The organism is Amycolatopsis sp. FBCC-B4732, assembly GCF_023008405.1.
Lineage (GTDB): Bacteria > Actinomycetota > Actinomycetes > Mycobacteriales > Pseudonocardiaceae > Amycolatopsis > Amycolatopsis pretoriensis_A.
This window is the reverse complement of record NZ_CP095376.1, coordinates 4,280,331-4,299,221: the sequence shown is the minus strand read 5'-3', so window position 1 is coordinate 4,299,221 and position 18,891 is coordinate 4,280,331. Positions and strand designations below refer to the sequence as shown.

Sequence of the window (18,891 nt, the reverse complement as noted above, 5' to 3'; positions counted from 1 at the left end):
CCGGGGCGACACTGGGGTGATGAAGGTCGTCGACGGGCAGCGGAGCGCGTACCGCCCGCCGTCGACCTTCCCGGCGCCCCTGCGGCGGGGTCCGGTGCTGGTCATGGCCGCTCTCGCGGCGCTCGGCGGGGCGCTGATCCCGGCCGCCGCGGTGCCCGCGCTCTGGCGGATCTGGCAGCTGTACGCGATGGTTTTCGGTGCCGTCGCCGCGGCCGGGTTCGTCGCCGTGTTCGTGGTGCTCGGTTGGCCGACGCGCAAGACCGCGCACTTCGGCGCGCTCACGGCGTTCGTGGCCCTGACCCTGTGGGTGCTCAGCCGCCCGCTGGGGCTGCTGGTCCGGCTCGATCCCTGGCAGCCGGCGGACACGGTGGTGGGCTTCACCGACTACGTGGCCGCGGGTCTGCAGGTCGTCGCGCTGCTCGGCTTCCTGGTGGTGGGTCGCCGCGGGGCGCACCCACGGCCGTCGGCGCTGCGGCGGGTGTCGGCGTGGATCGCGTTGTTCCCGGTGCTGGTGCTGGTCATCTTGACCGGCGCCGCGGGGACGGTGGCGGCGGGCGACGGCATCCGCGGCACCGGCGCCTCGGCCCTGCTCGACGGCGGCACGGTCGAGTACTGCCACCCGGACGGCGTCCCGCTGGCGATGGACCTCCGCCGTCCACCCGGGAGCGGCCCGGCGCCGGTCGTGCTGTCCCTGCACGGCGGCGGCCTGCTCCTGGGCAACCGCAAGCCGTCCGGGCCGGGCGCGCTGCTCGCCGGGACGCGGCCGGACGACCTGACTGCGCACGGTTTCGCGGTCGCGTCGATCGACTACCGCCTCGCGCCCGCCGCCCGCTGGCCCGCCCCGCTCGACGACGCCCGCTGCGCGGTCCGGTTCCTGGAGGCGAACGCGGCCGCGCTGGCGATCGACCCGGCCCGCATCGCGGTGTGGGGCACCGGCGCGGGCGGCACGCTGGCGTCGCTGCTCGCCCTCACACCCGGCACCCCCGTCCGCGCGGCGGCGGCGCTCTCGGCCCCGGCCGACTTCACGGACCTCCGCGGTACGGACCCGGTGACGCGGGCGTCGGTGCTCGTGGCGCTGGGCCGCGGCCCGGAGACCCTCCGCTCGGCGAGCCCGCTGACCCACCCGGCGGCGGGCGCGCCCCCGTTCCTCGTCGCCGGCGGCCGGAAGTCGGCGGAGTTCGCCGACCACCTGCGCCAGGCGGGTGTCGCGGTCACGACGTCATCGGACGTCCCGGCGTTCTTCGCGACGACGTTGCGCTGAGCCGGCACCCACCGTCGTGCGGTAGCTTGGACGGCATGAGCGGACGGGCGATCTTCGGCGATCACTCGTACCGCTGCGACTTCTACGGTTGACGCCGGTTCCCGGCCCCATTTTCCCTTCAACCGTAAGGACAGTCATGCCTTCATCCGTTCACGCCGGGACCGAGTGGGCGCTCAAGCACATGCCGCTGACCGCCGCCGCGGTCGCGGAAGCCGCGCCCCTGCTCGCCGGGCGGCGCCTGGCGATGTGCCTGCACGTCGAACCCAAGACGGCGGCGCTGGTCACGCTGCTCGCCCGCGCCGGGGTCGAGGTCAGCCTGACCGGCTCGCCCGGCACCACCCACGACGACGTCGCCGCCGCGCTGCGGGAACTCGGGGTGCGCGTGCACACCCGCCGTGCCGACGACGAGACCGGCCACACCCGCAACGTCGCCCTCGTGCTCGAGTGCGAACCCGACCTCACGCTCGACAACGGCGCCGACCTGACGCTTTCGCTGCTGCGCTCGGGTCCGCCGTCCGGCTGGCTCGGCGGTACCGAGGAAACGACGACCGGCGGCGTCCGGCTGCGCGAGGAGCGCGTCGCCCACCCGATCGTCGTGATCAACGACTCGCGGCTGAAACTGCTGGTGGAGAACGAATTCGGCGTCGGGCAGAGCGTCGTGCAGGGATTCCTCAACGCCACCAACCTGATGGTGCCGGGGATGCGCGCGGCGGTGCTCGGCTACGGGCCGTGCGGCAAGGGCGTCGCGGACACGCTGTCGCGCCTCGGCGCGCGCGTCGCGGTGTGCGAACCGGACCCGATGCGGGCGCTGCAGGCCATTTTGGACGGTCACCGCGTCGCCTCGTCGACGGAGGTGCTGGCGGACGCGCAAGCGGTTTTCACCGCGACGGGCGCTCCCGGCGTCGTCGGTGCCGCGGAACTGGCGGCCCTGCCGGACGGTGCGCTGATCGCGGGTGTCGGGCACTTCGCGTGGGAGATCGACGCGGCGGCGCTGCGCGCGGCGACGGTCCGCACGGTCGAGTACGGCGAGCCGGGCCGCCGCACCGGGCACGTGCTGGCCGGCGGCCGCGAGATCGTCGTCCTCGACCGCGGCCGGATGCTCAACCTGACCGCGGCCAACGGCAACTCGATCCAGGCGATGGACCTGGGCCTGACCCTGCAGGTCCGCAGCCTGGCGGCGGTGGCGGGCGGCCTGGCCCCGGGCGTCCAGCCGGTCCCGGCGCCGGTGGAGCACCGGATCGCGACGGACCTGGTGGCGCGGCTGAGCTAGCTTGACCTGGAGCGCGCTCCAGGACCTAACGTGGGGTCACGTCGACCGCACGTCAGGAGAACACCCCATGGAACTCGGTTTCCACCTGCCCATCTTCGACATCGACGGCGGCACCCCCGCCATCGCCGGCGAGCTCGCCCGGGTGGGCGCGGCGGCGGAGGAGGCCGGTGCGACCTGGTTGTCCTTCATGGACCACTACTTCCAGATCGAACCCACCGGCCTCCCCGCCGAGTCGAACATGCTGGAGGGCTACACGACGCTCGGCTACCTCGCCGCGCACACGTCCCGCATCGAGCTCGGCCTGCTGGTCACGGGCGTGACGTACCGCCACCCCGGCCTGCTCGCGAAGATCGTCACGACCCTCGACGTCGTGTCCGGCGGCCGCGCGGCCCTCGGCATCGGCGCGGCGTGGTTCGAGCGCGAGCACCGGGGCATGGGCGTCCCGTTCCCGCCGGTCGCCGAGCGTTTCGAGCGCCTGGAGGAGACGCTGCGCATCTGCGGCCGGATGTGGGACCCGGCCGCCAACGGCCCGTTCGAGGGCAAGCACTACCAGCTGGCGGAGACGCTCTGTTCGCCGCAGCCGATCCACCGCCCGAACATCCTGATCGGCGGTTCGGGGGAGCGCAAGACGCTGCGCCTGGTCGCCCAGTACGGCGACGCGTGCAACCTGTTCGGCACGTCGCCGGAGGACGTGGCGCACAAGCTGGACGTCCTGCGCCGCCACTGCGACGACGTCGGCCGCGACTACACGACGATCCGCAAGACGATCCTGGCCAACAACCCCCGCCCCACCCCGGAAACGCGAGACGACTTCGTCCGTTCGATGGCGGCCTACGCGAAGCTGGGCATCGAGACGGCGATCGTCACCCCGACGACGGGCTCGCCGTCGACGTGGATCGAGGGCATGGCCCCGGCGGTGCCGCAGCTGGACTCGCTCGGCTGAGCCGCGTAACAACTCTTCGCTCGTTCACGACTGTCGAGGCGTTTGCAGCCGACAGTCGTGAAAGGGCCGAGATGGCGGTTTGGCTGATCCTTTCGGCAGCCGGGCTCAGCGGCGTGGCGCCGCTGGTCGCGTTCTTCCGCAGGTACCGCCGCTCGGTGGCCCGCGAGTTCCAGCCGTTCGGCGGCTACCTCGCGGGTACCCTGCGGCTGAGCGTCGGCCGGTTGGTCAGCACGGCGCTGGCCCGGCAGTTCGGCGTCCGCCGGTTCGCCGAACTGAAGCTCGAGAGCTTCGACACGCACCTGTTCGTGCCATCGGTGGACAACGCCCGGATCGAAATCGACACCGCCTACGTGCGGCTTTCCCTGTCCAGGAGGACCGACCTGCGGGTGTCGGACGAAGACCTGCTCGCCGGCAAGACCGGCTCGGCGTTGCTGTTCGGCGAGCCTGGATCCGGCAAGTCGTCGTTGACGAAGAAGCTCTTCCGGCAATCCTGCCGCCAGCTCTACTCCGTGCCGGCAACCAGCAGGCTGCCGGTACACCTGGAACTGCGGACCCTGGACTGGCACGCTTCGGGCGCGGACGGAGCGGAGCCGGGCGCCTGGCTCCGCTCCGAGCTCATCCGGACGGCGTCTGCCGTGCGCGGCATGCACGATCCTCGGTTCGCGATCGACGCTTGGTCCCGGCGCAACGGGCTGTTCGTGCTGCTCGATGGTCTCGACGAGGTCCCGGGCAACCGTCTGGGTTTCGCTGTGGAGGCGATCCGCGGCTTGATCACCTCGCTGCGTGGGGAAACACCTCACACCAAGGTGATCGTGACAGCGCGCACCCAGTTGCGCGGCGCGCTCCCGCGCGGGTTCCTCAGCGGCATGAACGCTGTTTACGAGTTGCAGCCGTTCAGCCCGGCCGACATCTTCGAATTCCTCAGGAAATGGCCTTACCCCCGCGACCGGCATGAGGAAGCGCAGCGGATCTTCACGACGTTGCTCGGACACGGCACCCTCGCCGAGATGTGCGGTAACCCGTTGGTTCTCTCCATGTACGTCGCGCAGGACCAGCGGTACGCGAACTCCGAAAACCTGCAGACGGTCCGGCTGCCGGACACCCGCTCGGATTTCTACCGCAGCGTCGTCGGCGAGTTGCTGCAGCACCGCCGCGCCCAGCAGTTAGGGTTGGGACAGGGCAGTTCCGAACTGCGCCGCCGTGAGGAACTGCTCGGCCGGATCGCCCTCGATCACCTCTACCGCAGAGACGACCCACCCAACGCGATTTCCTGGCGCGACGCGGTTGCGACCACTCGGGAGCTTGGCCGGCACGGATCGGACGACGAAGCGGAGGAGTATCTTCGTGCGCTCTCCCTCGACACCGGCGTCTTCACTGAGGAACGCACCGGTGAGTCCCTGCGGTTCATCCACTTGAGCCTCTGCGAATACCTCGCGGCCAAGGAGATAAGTGAGAGCGGTGAGCCAGCTTTCGCCGAGCTCGTCGCCACGATGCTCCGGCCGGGAGAGAAGCAGGACACCGGGCGGCTCGCCGAGGTCGTCGTATTCACTTCGACACTGCTGAAGCGTTCCGAGCGGCTCCCGGCACTGGCCGAGCTGAGCGCGCAGGGTGCGCCACCGGTATTGGTGATTCGTGCGGCGCGCGAATGCCAGGCGTACGGCTCGGCGTCGTTCTCTCAGAGTGTGGACGAACTGCAAGCGGTGCTGGCAGCCACCGAGCCGGAGCATTGGGACGCGGCGTGGTTCGGCGCGGTCCGCTTGCTCGTGGCTTGTTTCGACGAGCTGGCCCAGCTCGACGGCTGGCACCGCACCGATGCTCTGCTCAAGCGGCTCACGAACGACGATCCAGAACGCTTCGAGCGGCTGTTCGGGCTGTGGCTGCGCTTCAGCCCGGCCGACGCGTTCAAGGTGGCTGAGCTCTTCGAACGCGTCGGCGACCGGTTCGACCAGATCGAGCGCCTCCTGGACGCAATGGACCAGAAGGAGCTCCTGACCTATGCCGTGGCCAGGGTGACGGACGCTGCGGAGGATCTGAGCAGTTGGGCGCTGCTGCTCGCCGAGGCTGCGTTGCGTGATGAGCTCGTGGCGGTGACCTTGCATGGGATCGACTCCGCGCGGCTCAGCGGTGCCCGGCGCGGCATCGTGCCGTGGGAGACCGTCGGTGTCGCCGCGAACACGCTGCTCGGGTCGGTGCTCACCAGCGCCACTGACCAGTTCGAGGGAGCGGACCCGAATACGCGGCACGCGCTCAGCCGGGTAGGCGTGCTGGCCGGGACCAATCCCCTGTCGACGATCGGTCCGGACGCCCGCTGGTTCTGGGCAGGTCAAGTGCGCAGAGCCAGGACCATGGCGCTGATGGTGTTGCTGGCGCTCGTCGGGTTCGTCCTGCTGTTCTTCAACGGAGCGGGGGTTCTGCTTCTCACCGTGGGGTTGCTCGGCGCCGGTACGATCTACGCAACCGCGTTGGCCCATCTCCGCCCGCCGACGAAGCGCAGCCGGGGTGCTCGCAGGGCGGCGGCAGGGACGCAGCGGGCCATGTTGAGTCTCCAACGACCGGTTGTCCGTCGGTTCCCAGCGTCGATCCAGTTCGTCGCGGCCGGCGCCCGGGTGACCACGGTCTACTGCCGACGGCGAGGTGAGCCGGTCCCGGACGTCGGTGCACTGCCGCGCCCCATGCCGCTGCCGACGGTGGTGGCGACGTCCGCTGGCTTGCTGGTCGATCTGCGTGGCATGAGTACTCACTTGCAGGCGGCCTACCTGCTGGGTGGCGCGTTCCCGTTCGTCGAAGCTTCCGAAACCGACGTCGCCGTGCCTGTGCCCGACCGCCTCGCGCTGCTGCGGCTGATCGTGCTGCTCGCCGCACCCGGCCGCTGGCACCGGCACATTCTCTTGCGCAACGATCTCGTCCACCAGGACGTCGAGGCCGCAGCGTTTGCTTAGACGATGTATCCGGATCGTGGTCCTCTGCCCGTGCAGAATAATGCTATCCACAAAGGACTCTCGGGTCGTTTTCCCGCACTTTGAACCACTCGGGCGATCGTCCCGTGTGAGTGGGTGAGGTGGCGACCCGAGAGGAGGGGCTGATGCCCCAAACGCGCAGGACCGGACGACACCGCAAACCGGCGACGATCGGGCTGGTAGCGCTGCTGGGAGTCGCGGGGGCGACCGCGACGGCGATCGCCCTGAGCAGCCCGGCGAGCAACGCGGCGACCGAGAACTGCAGTGGTCTGGACACGGCGCTGCAGAACAACCTCACGTTCATCGCAGGCCAGCAAGCCGCCCCGGACGCCCAATCGGCGGCCCGCATCGCCAACCGCCAGGCGGTGGTCCAGCAGATCGAACAGAGTCGCAAGGCCGCCGGGTGTGAAGGCAGGGTAGCGGCGAACGCGGCCGCGGCCGAGTGCGCGGCGGTGGCCGGAGCGGCGGAGCAGGGTGCGGCGGCCGAGCAGAAGGGCATGGCCGGGAAGAAGGCGGCGGCCAAGGAGAACGGCATGGCCGCCGACGGGAACGGTGCCGCCGGGAAGAGCGGTATGGCGGCCGACGAGAACGGCGCCGCCGACCAGAACGGCATGGCCGCCGGTGAGAACGGCATGGCCGCCGGTGAGAACGGCGCCGCCGAGCAGGGCGGCATGGCCGAGCAGCAGGGTATGGCCGGGCAGAACGGCAAGGCCGCCGATGAGAACGGCATGGCCGATCAGCAGGGCATGGCCGGCCAGAACGGCAAGGCCAAGCAGAAGGGCAAGGCGGCCGACCAGCAGAACGCCGCCGACCAGAACGCGGCCGCCGCTCAGGCCTGCGCCGTGGTCGAGAAGTGCGTAGCCCAAGTCGCAGGTGCCGACGGGGTGGCCGACCAGCAGGGCATGGCCGCGCAGAACGGCGAGGCCGAGCAGAACGGCATGGCCGGTCAGCAGGGGATGGCCGGGCAGAACGGCGCGGCCGACAAGAACGGCGTGGCCGGTCAGCAGGGCGCGGCCGAGCAAAACGGCATGGCCGGCAGCAACGGCGCAGCCAACGAGAACGGCATGGCCGCCGAGAACGGTATGGCGAACCAGCAGGGCGCGGCCGACGAGAACGGCATGGCCGCCGAGAACGGTATGGCGAACCAGCAGGGCGCAGCCGACCAGAACGGCATGGCGAACCAGCAGGGCATGGCCGAAGAGAACGGCATGGCCGCTCAGCAGGACGCCGCCCAGAACGCCGTCTCCGACCAGGACTGCGCCGCGATCCTCGACTGCGTGACCCAGGCCACCGCCGACCAGAGCGCGGCAGCCGACCAGCAGGGCATGGCCGCCGAGCAGCAGGGCATGGCCGACGACCAGAAGGGCAAGGGCCACCAGAAGGCCAAGGCCCAGGCCGCCGACCAGACCGCCGCGGCCGCCGAGAAGTGCGTCGCCGCACAAGCGGCCAAGGCCACCGCCACAGCGACGGCGACCGCCGGCAAGTAAAAGACCCGGAGGGTGAGCACCGGCGGCGGGCCGGTGCTCACCCTCCGCCCTTCCGGTGACCCCCGATCCGGTGACTCGGGGGAACTCCGGCCCGGCGCCGGCCGTTGTCGGTTCAGAGCGCAGTACCCTGGCGTTCGCAAGCGACCGACGACAGCACGAGGCTTCAGTGACCACCGACCCGGCGGCCGAGGACGCTTCCCTGCGTGAGGCGGCCGACGAGCTCGCCGTCGCCGGGCAGCTCCCGCGGTTCCTCCTGATGTACAAGTTCGCCATCGAAGAGCTGATGACGAAGCTGCGGATCCTCAGCGAGGAGTTCGACTTCGTCCACCAGCACGACCCGATCGAGCACATCACCAGCCGGGTGAAGCGGCCCGAGGCGATCAAGGAAAAAGTGCACCGCCGCGGCCTCGGCACCGACTGGGTGTCCGCCGCCGGCGCGCTCGACGACATCGCCGGGATCCGGGTCGTGTGCCCGTTCGTGTCCGACGTCTACGAAGTCGCCCGGATGCTCACCGCGCAGGACGACGTCGAGCTGCTGCGGACCAAGGACTACATCGCCCAGCCCAAGGCCAACGGCTACCGCAGCCTGCACCTCATCGTCCGCATCCCGGTGTTCCTGTCGGATCGCGTCGAAAAGGTCAAGGTCGAGGTCCAGCTGCGCACCATCGCGATGGACTTCTGGGCGGCCGTCGAGCACAAGCTGTCGTACAAATACCGCGACAGCGTCCCGCCGGACTTCGCGGGCGAGCTGTCGGCCGCGGCCCGGACGGCGGCCGACCTCGACGCGCGGATGGCCGCGCTGCACGAGCGGATCCGCTAGAGCTCGCTGAGCGCGTCGAGCAGGATCCGAAGCCCGAACTCGAACTCCGCCTCGTGGTCGCACACGGCGAGGTACGGCGCCGCCGCGGTGACGGCGGGCAGGCCGGAGCCCTCGAGGTCCGCCAAGCGACGGCGGGCGCCGTCGGGGTCGGTGCCGCTGAACGTCGGCGCGGCCTCGACCTCCCGCATCAGCGTGCCGATCAGGAACGCCAGCACCGCCCGCAGCCCGTGCACCGCGCGATCCGGCGGGAAACCCGCCGCGAGCAGCGGCCCGAGCACGGCCTCGACCGGGGTCAGCGCCGTCATCGACGCGAGCTGGCGGGTGAGCACGAGCGGCGCGGCGCGGGGGTGATCGAGCATCGCGGCCCGGAAGCCGTGCGCCAGCGCGGACATCGTCTCCCGAAGGTCGCCGGGCGGGGGCGCCGGGATCGCCGCCAGCAGCACCTCGGCGACGCCGTCGAGCAGCGCGTCCTTGCCGTCCACGTGGTTGTACAAGCTCATCGGGTCGACGCCGAGCCGCCGCGCGAGCTTGCGCATGCTGACGGCGTCCAGGCCCTCTTCGTCGACCAACGCGAGTGCCTCCCGCAGGATCCGGTCCCGGGACAGGCCACCGAGGTCCTTGGGCGGACGGCCACGCCGGGTCGTCACGTCGCGAGCACCGCGGGCAGGTTTTCGTAGCCGCGCAGGATCCGGGTCGACCGGCGACGGCCGCCGGGCAGCACGCGCAGGCCGGGGAACCGCTCGAAGATCGTGCGCAACCCGATCTCGCCCTCCATCCGCGCCAGCGACGCGCCCAGGCAGTGGTGCCGGCCGGAACCGAACGCCAGGTGATCGCGCGCCCGCTCCCGGGTGACGTCGAAGACCGCCGGATCGGCGAACACCCCAGGGTCGCGGTTCGCGCCGGCCAGCACGGTGGTGACCAGGGCGCCGCGCGGCAGCGGCACCCCGGCGACCTCGGTCGCGCGGGTCGCGAGCCGTCCGGTCAGCAGCACCGGCGGGTCGTACCGGAGCACCTCCTCGACGGCGTTGCCCCACAGCTCGGGCCGCTCGCGCAGCACGGCGAGCTGCCCGGGGTCGCCGGCCAGCAGCGCGATGCCGCTGCCGAGCAGGTTGACCGTCGTCTCGAACCCGGCCGCCAGCACCAGGCCGGCGGTCGACTTCAGCTCCGTCCCGGTGAGGCCGACGCCGTCGTCGCGCGCGGCGACGAGCTTGCTGAACAGGTCGTTGCCGGGGTGCCGGCGCAGGTGGTCGAGGTGCTCGCCGAGCCAGGTGTCGAACTCGCCGAGCGCCGTCTCGACGTGGCGGAAGGTGCGCCAGCCCAGGCCGAGGTCGAGGCTGGGCGCGGCCGCCGAGCCCAGGGCCAGCACCTTGCCGAGGTCGGACGGCGGCACGCCGAGGATCTCGCTGATGACGGTCACCGGCAGCAGCCCGCAGTAGGACTCGACGAGGTCGAGCGGGCGGCCGGGGTCGAGGCCGTCGAGCAGGCCGTCGGCGATCTCCTGCACGCGGCCGCGCAGCTGCTCGACGGCGCGCGCGGTGAACACGCCGGTCACGAGCTTGCGGTAGCGCGTGTGCTCGGGCGGGTTGACGGCGAGCAGTGACGGCGGCCGCACCGGGTGCAGGTGCTCGCCGGCCGACCACTCGACGAGCCGGCCGAGCGGCGAGCCGTCGGCACCGATGACGCCGACGCGGAAGTCTTCGCTGGAGAGCACTTCCCGGACCGCGGCGTGCGTGGTGGTCATCCAGCCGAACCGGGTGCGCGCCAGCGGCCCGGCGGCGCGGATCTCCTCGAACAGCCCGGTCAGATCCCGCCCGGCGGCCGCGTCCACGACCATCCGTCCTTGCAGGTCCCCGCGCTTGGCCTCGCGGCGTAGCACGGTCCGGGGCAGCGCGTGCCCGAGGCTCCACCGGACGACGGGTTTCGCGCGGGCCAGAGCTCCTTCGAGCACGGCTTCCCCCTTCTTTCGGCGTGTCTACAGTGTAGGTTATCGTCGGATACCTACGCCGTAGATATAGGAGCCGTCATGCCGCAGATCCCCGCTCCCGAAGTCCTCGCGGCCCGGCAGAAGCTGGTGCTCGACCACTTCCGCGACGAGGTCGCCCAGGACTGGGACGCGACGCTGTCGACGTTCCCCCACCCGCACTACGAGGTCATCGCGACGATGACGGTCCACGACGGCGACAGCGCGGTCCGCGGCTACTACCACGACACGCGCACGGCGTTCCCCGACCAGCACCACGAGCTGATCGCGCTGCGGCACAGCGCCGACGCGGTCATCGTGGAGTTCTGGCTGCTGGGCACGCATTCGGGCCCGCTGGGCCCGGTCCCGGCGACGGGTTCGCGCTTCCGCGTGCGCATGACGGCTTATTTCGTGTTCGACGCGCAGGAGAGGCTCGTGTGCGAGCGGATCTACTTCGACACGCTTTCGATGCTCAAGCAGCTCGTCGGCGGGGTGGACAAGAAGAAGCCGAAGAACTGGCTGCTGCTGGCCCGGGTCGCGCGGGGGTTCCTGAAGATGTCGAGCGGCGAACCCGATCCGCGGCTGGTGAACACCGTGGAGCCGGAGCTGGCCTGACGGTCGTCACTGCTGTTGCCGCACCCTGACCGGCGCCAGCAGGACGCCCAGTGCGATCAGCTCCGTCAGCGCCATCCCGCGTTCCACCAGGCCGAGCGGGATCAGGGTCCACCAGCGGCCGTCCTCGGCCGCGGCCACCACCACCGCGCCCAGGATCACCGCGAACCAGCCCAGCGACAGGATCGCCAGCACGCGTGCGAGCCGGCGCCGTCCCGGTGACGCCGGGAACGCCGTCGCCGCCGCCACCAGCACCGCCAGCGGCAACGCCACGAACGCCACCACGCTCGCGATCCGGTGCAGCGTCCCGCCGAAGTCCGCGCGGGAGACCGTGGCCCAGTCCGGCTTCGGGAAAGCCACGATGACCAGCAGCCCGACCGTCCACAATGTACCCAGGATGGCCGCGGGGACCGGCAGCCGCCGTTGCCCGGCCAGCACCGCCAGGCCCGCGGCCGAGCCCAGGGCCACCAGGACGACCGCGAGGTCGAACACCCACTTGTGGTCGGACAGGCCGTACTCGCTGATCGTGCGGCGGGTCGGGCTGATCGCGTCGGTCGGCGGGATGACCTGCAGCAGCAGCACCAGGCCGGCGCCGATCGCCAAGGCGGCCAGACCACTGAGCGAGACCGCGACCGAAACCCGTCGCGCAGGGACCGTGACCATGGACCGACAGTAGCCGACCACCGGTTGAACTCCCGGTGAAAAGGTCCATTCGGGCAGCCGTACGGGCTTGAGGCTGTACGACTTACGGCGGTTACCGCAGCCGGATTTCCTCCATTATGGTCACTCGCTACCGGTACGTCCGTGCTGCCGGCCTCGGCAAGGAGGTCTTTTCCTGTGGGGAATTCACCAAGACGGCTAGTGTTGCTGGCTTCGGCCGTCGCGCTGGCCGGAACGTTCGTCGCGCTACCGGCCGGTACCGCCGGTGCGGCGCAGAACATCCTGCGCGCCGACAAGTCCGTACCCCGCTCGTGCTTCGCGAAAGTGCTGCCCAAGGGCACCTCGGGCACCGATCGCCGCGAGCTGACGTCCACCGTGGACGGTCTCGTCCAGGCCCGCCTCAAGGCGACGCCGGGCACCGAAGGCGACTGGGACGTCGCCGTTTTCGACAAGGCGACCGGCGTCGTCGTCGCCGCGTCGACCGCGTTGCGCACCCACGAACTCGCCGAGAGCTTCGTGAAGAAGGGCCAGCAGCTCGTCGTCCAGGGCTGCCGTTACGGCGGCTCGGCCGGGCAGGCCCAGCTCGGCGTCGACTTCCTCGCGCTGACCCCGCAGGGCACGCCGACCGGCACCGCGGCCGCGGCGCAGCGCGCGGAGCTCGTCCGCGTCGAGACGCCGACGCGCGCCGACAAGAACAAGCTCAACGGCCTCGGCCTCGACGTCACCGAGAAGGGCGACGCGACCGGCGTCGAGGTGGTGCTGGCGAACGACGCCGACCGCAAGACGCTCTCCGGCAGCGGCTTCAAGTCGAAGGTCGTCGAGGCGGACCTGTCGGCCAAGTCGGTCCAGGACGCCAAGACCGACCGCGAGTACGCCGCGAAGACCGCGGCCTCCGCGCTGCCGTCCGGGCGCACCAGCTACCGGCACCTCTACGAGTACAACTACGAGCTCAAGGAGCTCGCCCGCAAGAACCCGAACCTGGTCTCGGCGTTCACCATGCCGGAATCGACCTGGGAAGGCCGCGACGTCGTCGGCGTCGAAATCGCCACCGACGTCAAGAACGTGACCGACGGCAAGCCGGTCAACTTCACCATGGGTGTGCACCACGCCCGGGAGTGGCCGGCCGCCGAGCACGTCATCGAGTGGGCGTACGAGCTGATCAACGGCTACTCGCACGACGCCGCCATCCGCAGCATGGTGAGCAAGACGCGCAACATCATCGTGCCGATCGTCAACCCGGACGGCTTCGAGATCTCCCGCGAGGCCGAGCCGAAGGGTGACTTCACCCGGTTCGACTACGAGATGAAGCGCAAGAACTGCAACGTCAACGACTCGCCGCCGCAGTTCGCGACCGGCGTGTGCAAGGCGAACCCGGGCGGGCGCGTCCGCGGCACCGACCCGAACCGCAACTACGGCGGCTTCTGGGGCGGCAACGGCGCCGAGCTGTCCTGGAGCGGCGACACCTTCCGCGGGTCCGCGCCGTTCAGCGAGCCCGAGGTGCGCAACGTCCGCTCGATCGTGTCGTCGCGCCAGGTCACGAACCTGATCACGATGCACACCGTCGCCGCACTGGTGCTGCGCCCGCCGGGCGTGGCGGACGTCCGCGCGCCGCTGGAGGAACCGCAGTACAAGGCCCTCGGTGACAAGCTGGCCTCGCGCAACGGCTACACCAGCGAGCCGAGCTGGGCGCTCTACGACACCACCGGCACCACCGAGGACTGGTCGTACTGGGCCACCGGTGGCTGGGGCTTCACCATCGAGGTCGGCGGCAACGGCTTCCACGGCCCCTACGCCGACAGCGTCGTGGCGGAGTACGAAGGCCTGGCCCCCGCGGCCGGGGCCGGCAAGGGCGGCAACCGGCAGGCTTTCCTGGACATGCTGGGCAACGCGGCCGACCCGCAGCAGCACTCGACGCTGATCGGTTCGGCGCCGAAGGGCTACCAGCTCAAGCTGCACAAGACGTTCCAGACGCCGACGTCGCCGGTGATCCAGCCCGACGGCTCCACCAAGCCGCCGATCTACTACACCGACGACCTGAACTCGAAGTTCACCACCTCCGGCGGGCGCTTCGCCTGGTCGGTCAACCCGTCGACGCGGCCGTACGTGGCCGGCCGGTACGGGCGCGACCCGCAGGGCCCGGCGCAGCAGGGTTACGCGGTCGCCAACCCGGCCGGCGTGCCGCCGATCAACCAGAACTACCCGGCCGACGCAGCGGGTGACTCGTTCACCTTCCACGTCGACGGCCTGCCCAAGGTCGACAACGGGAAGTTCAGCGTCAACATCAACTGGGCGAACACCGCGACCGACTGGGACCTCTACGTCTACGACTCGGCGGGCAACCTGGTCAGCTCGTCGGCCAACGGCGGTACGACGTCCGAGCACGCCGTGCTGTTCGACCCGCCGGCCGGCGACTACAAGGCCGTGGTGGTCAACTACGACCAGGCCGACCCGAACGCCGTCGACGACTGGGCCGGGGACGTGTCGTTCTCGTCGCCGATCCCGCCGACGTACGGGACGAAGGAGGCCTACCAGCTGACGTGCTCGTCGCCGAAGGGCAAGCTCGTCGGCGTGGCGGACGTCTTCGTCGACCGCGGCCAGACGGTCGACGTCGGCGAGGTCTGCACCCGCTCCGCGCACGCGCAGAAGCAGCGCGCTTCGGGCGGCGTCCGGTAGTTCTCGTGGGTTCGTGAAGGCCTCCTCGCCCGCCGCGAGGGGGCCTTCACGGCGTTGTGGCCAGGACGACCCCGAGTACGACGAGGATCGTGCCCACGACCCGGTTGAGGGCCGGTTTCGCGTGGGCGTACCAGCGCTGGGTGGCGGGGGAGGAGAACAGCAGGGCCCCGCTCAGGTGCCAGGCCGCCGACGCGGCGACGATCAGCGCGACGGCGGCGGCCTTGACGGCGGTGGGCTCGGTGGGCGGCAGGGTCGCGGTCAGGACGCTGCCGAAGAAGGCCGCGGCCTTCGGGTTGGTGAGGTTGCTGACGACGCCCCGGCGGAACGCGTTGCCGCGGGCTTCCGGCGGGGCGGATTCCGGGGCCCTGGCGGTCAGCCACAGGCGGAGGCCGAGCCAGGCCAGGTAGGCGCCGCAGACGATGCGGAGGGCCGTGGCGAGCCAGGGGCGGTGCGCCAGGACGGCGCCGAGCCCGAAGACGGCGACGGCGGCCAGGAGACCCCCGGCGGCGACGACCCCGAGCGCGACGGCCAGCGCGGCCCGGCGGGTGCCGGCGGCCGCGGTGTGGGCGATGAGGATGAAGTTCGGGCCGGGGGAGACCGCGGCCGGGAGGTAGGCGAGCAGGACGGTGCCCAGCGTGGCGACGGGGCTCATCGGGCCGGCGCCGCTGGTCCGGCGACCCCGCGTGGCGGGCCGGCGGGTCCGGACGTCATGAACGACCCTTTCACCGCGTCCGGCGAGGTGAACGACTCGTTCATGACGTTGTGACCGCCGGACCAGCCACGCCCGTCCGGCGCAGCCCTGGCTCGCCGCCGCGCGCCGGGAGCGAGGCGGGGCGGGTCACGCCGCGCGGCCGCCTCCGCCGACGACCTGGTCGCGGACCGTCCGCAGCGCTTGGTGGTCCACAGTGGACGGATCGGCCGCCAGCCACTCGCCGATCTCGTGCAGGAACTCCTCCGGCGTCATCGGCGCCGCCGTCAGGTCGCCGGGGTCGGCCGTGGTCAGGTCGCCGCTGCGGCTCGGGTACACGATCATCGCGCCGCGCAGGGCCACGCCCGGCAGCAGGTCGCGGTAGGCCGCGAGGCTCTCGGCGAGCCGGCTCCCGCCGCCGCGGAACGGCCTCCCGTTGCGCAACAGGCGTCCGTCTTCGGCGGTCTCGTAGTGGCCCGGCAGCCAGAGCTTGGACTCGATGAGCACCAGGCGCTTGCCGCACAGCACCGCGTGGTCGACGTCGGCGAACACCGAGCCGGGCCAGGCGAGGCCGTGGAAGATGCGGGCGCCGGGGAGGCGGGTCAGGTAGGCCTCGAGCAGCTCGGCCGTCAGGCGCTCGGCCAGCTCGTCGCGTTCGGTGCCCGGCGCGCCGAAGGTGGTGCGGCCGCCGAACTCCTCGGCGTAGGCGTCGCGGGCGCGTGCGGCGCGCAGGTAGCCGCGCGCCAGCCGCTGGACGAGCACTGCCGTGCCCGCGGTCAGCAGCAGCCACACGACGAGCACCGGCGGCGAGAACCCGACCCCGGTGACCAGCGGCAGCAGCACGAGCACCATGCCGGCCACCGCGGCGACGACCGGCGTGTGCCCCGGCCCGCGGCGGCGGCCGTGCCGCATCCGGGTGTCCTCGCCGGCGAAGTGCCACCAGCTCAGGTCTTCGGCGTCCAGGTCGGGCAGGTCGGGGACGAACCCGGGCTCGTCGCCGAAGCGCCGCCGTGGCCGCGGGCGGACCGGCACGGGCACCACGGTGGCGCCGCCGGAGTCGTAGCGGGCGCGGCTGACGGGGTCGCTCAGGACGTCGTAGGCCTCGCGCAGCAGCCGGAACGTGCCGACGGTGCCGCCGCCGTCCGGGTGCATGCTCTTGGCCAGCCTGCGGTAGGCCGTTTTGACGTCGGACGCCGTGGCGTCCCGGCGGACGCCGAGCACCTCGTAGTAGTCGACCTCGGGCACGCTGGCGTTCACCTCCGGATGGCTGCGCGAAAACCTTATGGGGTCGGGTTCCGGCCCCGGCGACCGCCTCCGCGGCGCGCCAGGGTGATGGTCCTGCGGACCAGGTCAGGGCCGTGTCCGGAGTTTTACCGCGCTTCGCGGGACCCCGTTCGCGGCGGGTGGCCGGGCGCGTGACGGGCCGCCGTCCGGTCCCCGGAGCGCGTTTGTGGTGCTCTGTGACTGTCCATTGAGGACTTAATGTCGCCCGGAAGTGTTGTAACGGGCCGGAAAGCCGGGGTTATGGTGACTTTTCGTGGTCGGAATTCACCTGAACAGACGCGAACACGTGTTCGAATATTCGGCTAAGCTGGGGTCATGTCCTCGACCTCCCTCAGACGTGACGGGCCCACCGCCACCCCACCTCGGCAGCGGGTCCGTCACCCCCGTCAGCGCTCGCGCAGCAGGAACCGCTGGAGCTTCCCGCTGGCGTTGCGCGGCAGCGCGTCGATGAAGCGCACCCGGCGCGGGTACTTGTACGGCGCCGCAACGGCTTTGGCGTGCTCCTGCAGGGCGTGCACGAGGTCCGGGCCGGGAGCGGCGCCGGGTCGCAGCACGACGAAGGCGGTCACGACCGAGCCCCGGTCCGGGTCGGGCGTGCCGACGACCGCGCACTCCTCGACGTCGGGGTGTGTCAGCAGCACTTCTTCGACCTCCGGGGCCGCGATGTTGTAACCGGAGGAGACGATCATGTCGTCGCTGCGCGCCACGAACCGGAAGTAGCCGTCGGGCTCGCGGACGTAGGTGTCGCCGGTGATGTTCCAGCCGTCGCGGACGTAGTCGGCCTGCCGCGGGTCTTCGAGGTAGCGGCAGCCGGTGGGGCCCTGGACCGCGAGCCGGCCGGGGGTCCCGTCGGGCACGGGCGCGCCGTCGAGGTCGAGGACGGCGGCGCGGAACCCGGGCACGACCTTGCCGGTCCGGCCGGGGCGGACGTCGTCGTCGGCCGCGGAGATGAACACGTGCAGCAGCTCCGTGCTGCCGATGCCGTCGATCAGCGGGCGGCCGGTGACCTCGCGGTACCGTTCGGCCACGGCGCCGGGCAGCGCTTCCCCGGCGGAGACGGCGCGGCGCACGCCGGCCAGGAGCGGCCCGTCGCCGGCGCCGAGGATCGCGCGGTAGGCGGTCGGCGCGGTGAAGAGCACGGTCACGCCGTGCTCGGCGACGACCGAGGCCAGTTCCTTGGGCGTCGCGCGTTCCACCAGGAGCGTGGACGCGCCGGCGCGCAGCGGGAACACCAGCAGGCCACCCAGGCCGAAGGTGAACGCCAGCGGCGGCGTTCCGCAGAACACGTCGTCCGCGGTGGGGCGCACGACGTGCCGGGAGAACGTGTCGGCGATCGCGAGCAGGTCGCGGTGGAAGTGCATGGTCGCCTTCGGTGTCCCGGTGGTGCCGGAGGTGAAGGCGAGCAGCGCGACGTCGTCGGCGGCTGTGGGCACGTCGGCGAAGGTCGCCGGGTGGCGGGCGCAGCGGCCGGCCAGCTCGGCCGTCTCGGTGCCGAAGGGCACCGCGGGCAGGCCGGGCGGCAGCTCGTCGAGCAGGCGCTCGTCGCAGAGGGCGACGCTCGGGCGGGCGCGGTCGGCGATCTTGTCGAGCTCGTGGCGGCGCAGCATCGGCATGGTCGTGACGGCGACGGCCCCCGCCTTGAGGACGCCGAGCCAGCACGCGGCGAGCCACGGCGTGTTGGTGCCGCGCAGCAGCACGCGGTTGCCGGGCACGACACCGAGCTCGGCGGTGAGCACGTGCGCGATCCGGTTGGCGCGCGCCAGCACGTCGCCGTAGCTCCACGTCTCGTGCGGTGAACGCAGGCACGGGCGGTCCGGGCCGAGGCGGGCGGCCGTGGCGTCGAGCAGCGCCGTCGCGGCGTTGAGGCGGTCCGGGTAGCTCAGCTCCGGCAGGTCGAACACCAGCCGCGGCCACTGCTCGCCGGGTGGCAGCCGGTCGCGGCAGAACGAGTCGGTGTGAGCGCTGGGAGTAAGCCTCATCGCAGCCCCTCGGGTCTCGACCTGCACCACGAGGAACGTAGCACTCGTTGCGACCGTCGAGAAGACGCAATAGCGCATCGATGACGGCGACAACGGATGATCGATGCCGGTGGGCCTCCCGAGGTCAGGGGCGCCGGACCTCGGCCGACTGTCCCGGCGTCACGAAAGCCGTCGTCACGGTCACCTCCGCCAGTACGACGTGGATCCGCACCGGCTTCCCCGGGCCGGCGGGCTCCACCGAGAGCCGGGTGAGCACCCGGTGCACCGCGATCGAGTGCGCGCCGACGCCCCGGTCAG

15 protein-coding genes are annotated in these 18,891 nt (G+C 71.6%); 8 read left to right on the top strand and 7 right to left on the bottom strand.

Going from position 1 to position 18,891, the window contains the following annotated elements:
• Positions 1-19 precede the first annotated feature (19 nt).
• The 6 genes from MUY14_RS18755 to MUY14_RS18730 all read left to right on the top strand — a co-directional run bounded on the left by MUY14_RS18755 (position 20) and on the right by MUY14_RS18730 (position 8,738).
• Positions 20-1,261, top strand: a complete 1,242-nt coding sequence (locus tag MUY14_RS18755; protein WP_247024300.1) for an alpha/beta hydrolase — start codon at positions 20-22, stop codon at positions 1,259-1,261.
• A gap of 136 nt (positions 1,262-1,397) precedes the next feature.
• Positions 1,398-2,531 (top strand): adenosylhomocysteinase, encoded by a 1,134-nt coding sequence (locus MUY14_RS18750; RefSeq protein ID WP_281506316.1) that lies wholly within the window; start codon positions 1,398-1,400, stop codon positions 2,529-2,531.
• A 67-nt stretch (positions 2,532-2,598) separates the two neighbouring features.
• Positions 2,599-3,474 (top strand): LLM class F420-dependent oxidoreductase, encoded by an 876-nt coding sequence (locus MUY14_RS18745; protein ID WP_247024299.1) that lies wholly within the window; start codon positions 2,599-2,601, stop codon positions 3,472-3,474.
• Positions 3,475-3,545: 71 nt separating this feature from the next.
• A complete protein-coding gene (locus MUY14_RS18740) occupies positions 3,546-6,413 on the top strand; it encodes an NACHT domain-containing NTPase (protein WP_247024298.1) in 2,868 nt (955 codons plus the stop codon).
• A gap of 110 nt (positions 6,414-6,523) precedes the next feature.
• Positions 6,524-7,918 (top strand): hypothetical protein, encoded by a 1,395-nt coding sequence (locus tag MUY14_RS18735; RefSeq protein ID WP_247024297.1) that lies wholly within the window; start codon positions 6,524-6,526, stop codon positions 7,916-7,918.
• A gap of 166 nt (positions 7,919-8,084) precedes the next feature.
• Positions 8,085-8,738 carry a GTP pyrophosphokinase family protein gene (locus tag MUY14_RS18730; RefSeq protein ID WP_247024296.1) on the top strand — a complete coding sequence of 218 codons (654 nt, stop codon included), beginning with the start codon at positions 8,085-8,087 and terminating at the stop codon, positions 8,736-8,738.
• Here the strand turns inward: MUY14_RS18730 and MUY14_RS18725 are convergent.
• Both MUY14_RS18725 and MUY14_RS18720 read right to left on the bottom strand, forming a co-directional pair.
• Entirely contained in the window at positions 8,735-9,385 is a 651-nt protein-coding gene (locus MUY14_RS18725) for a TetR/AcrR family transcriptional regulator C-terminal domain-containing protein (RefSeq protein WP_247024295.1), read from the bottom strand. The two genes, MUY14_RS18730 and MUY14_RS18725, sit on opposite strands and share 4 nt — an antisense overlap.
• Complete coding sequence (locus MUY14_RS18720) at positions 9,382-10,686, bottom strand: cytochrome P450 (protein ID WP_247024294.1); 1,305 nt, start codon at positions 10,684-10,686, stop codon at positions 9,382-9,384. The genes MUY14_RS18725 and MUY14_RS18720 overlap by 4 nt, the downstream gene beginning before the upstream one ends.
• 75 nt (positions 10,687-10,761) lie before the next feature.
• Here MUY14_RS18720 and MUY14_RS18715 point away from each other — a divergent pair, with 75 nt between their 5' ends.
• Complete coding sequence (locus MUY14_RS18715; protein WP_247024293.1) at positions 10,762-11,313, top strand: ester cyclase; 552 nt, start codon at positions 10,762-10,764, stop codon at positions 11,311-11,313.
• Positions 11,314-11,319: 6 nt separating this feature from the next.
• Here MUY14_RS18715 and MUY14_RS18710 read toward each other — a convergent pair whose 3' ends face one another.
• Positions 11,320-11,973 carry a DUF998 domain-containing protein gene (locus MUY14_RS18710; protein WP_247024292.1) on the bottom strand — a complete coding sequence of 218 codons (654 nt, stop codon included), beginning with the start codon at positions 11,971-11,973 and terminating at the stop codon, positions 11,320-11,322.
• A 198-nt stretch (positions 11,974-12,171) separates the two neighbouring features.
• On the opposite strand from MUY14_RS18710, the gene MUY14_RS18705 reads away from it, so the two are divergent.
• On the top strand, positions 12,172-14,643 hold the full coding sequence (locus MUY14_RS18705; RefSeq protein WP_247024291.1) for a M14 family zinc carboxypeptidase: 2,472 nt from the start codon (positions 12,172-12,174) through the stop codon (positions 14,641-14,643).
• A gap of 46 nt (positions 14,644-14,689) precedes the next feature.
• Here MUY14_RS18705 and MUY14_RS18700 read toward each other — a convergent pair whose 3' ends face one another.
• The 4 genes from MUY14_RS18700 to MUY14_RS46935 form a co-directional block, all read right to left on the bottom strand.
• Complete coding sequence (locus tag MUY14_RS18700) at positions 14,690-15,295, bottom strand: LysE family translocator (protein WP_247024290.1); 606 nt, start codon at positions 15,293-15,295, stop codon at positions 14,690-14,692.
• Positions 15,296-15,481: 186 nt separating this feature from the next.
• Positions 15,482-16,576 carry a DnaJ domain-containing protein gene (locus MUY14_RS18695; RefSeq protein ID WP_247024289.1) on the bottom strand — a complete coding sequence of 365 codons (1,095 nt, stop codon included), beginning with the start codon at positions 16,574-16,576 and terminating at the stop codon, positions 15,482-15,484.
• 425 nt (positions 16,577-17,001) lie between these two features.
• A complete protein-coding gene (locus MUY14_RS18690) occupies positions 17,002-18,594 on the bottom strand; it encodes an AMP-binding protein (RefSeq protein ID WP_247024288.1) in 1,593 nt (530 codons plus the stop codon).
• Between the two features lie 124 nt (positions 18,595-18,718).
• Positions 18,719-18,850: a hypothetical protein gene (locus tag MUY14_RS46935; protein ID WP_281506315.1), complete on the bottom strand. Its 132-nt coding sequence runs from the start codon at positions 18,848-18,850 to the stop codon at positions 18,719-18,721.
• Positions 18,851-18,891: the final 41 nt, after the last annotated feature.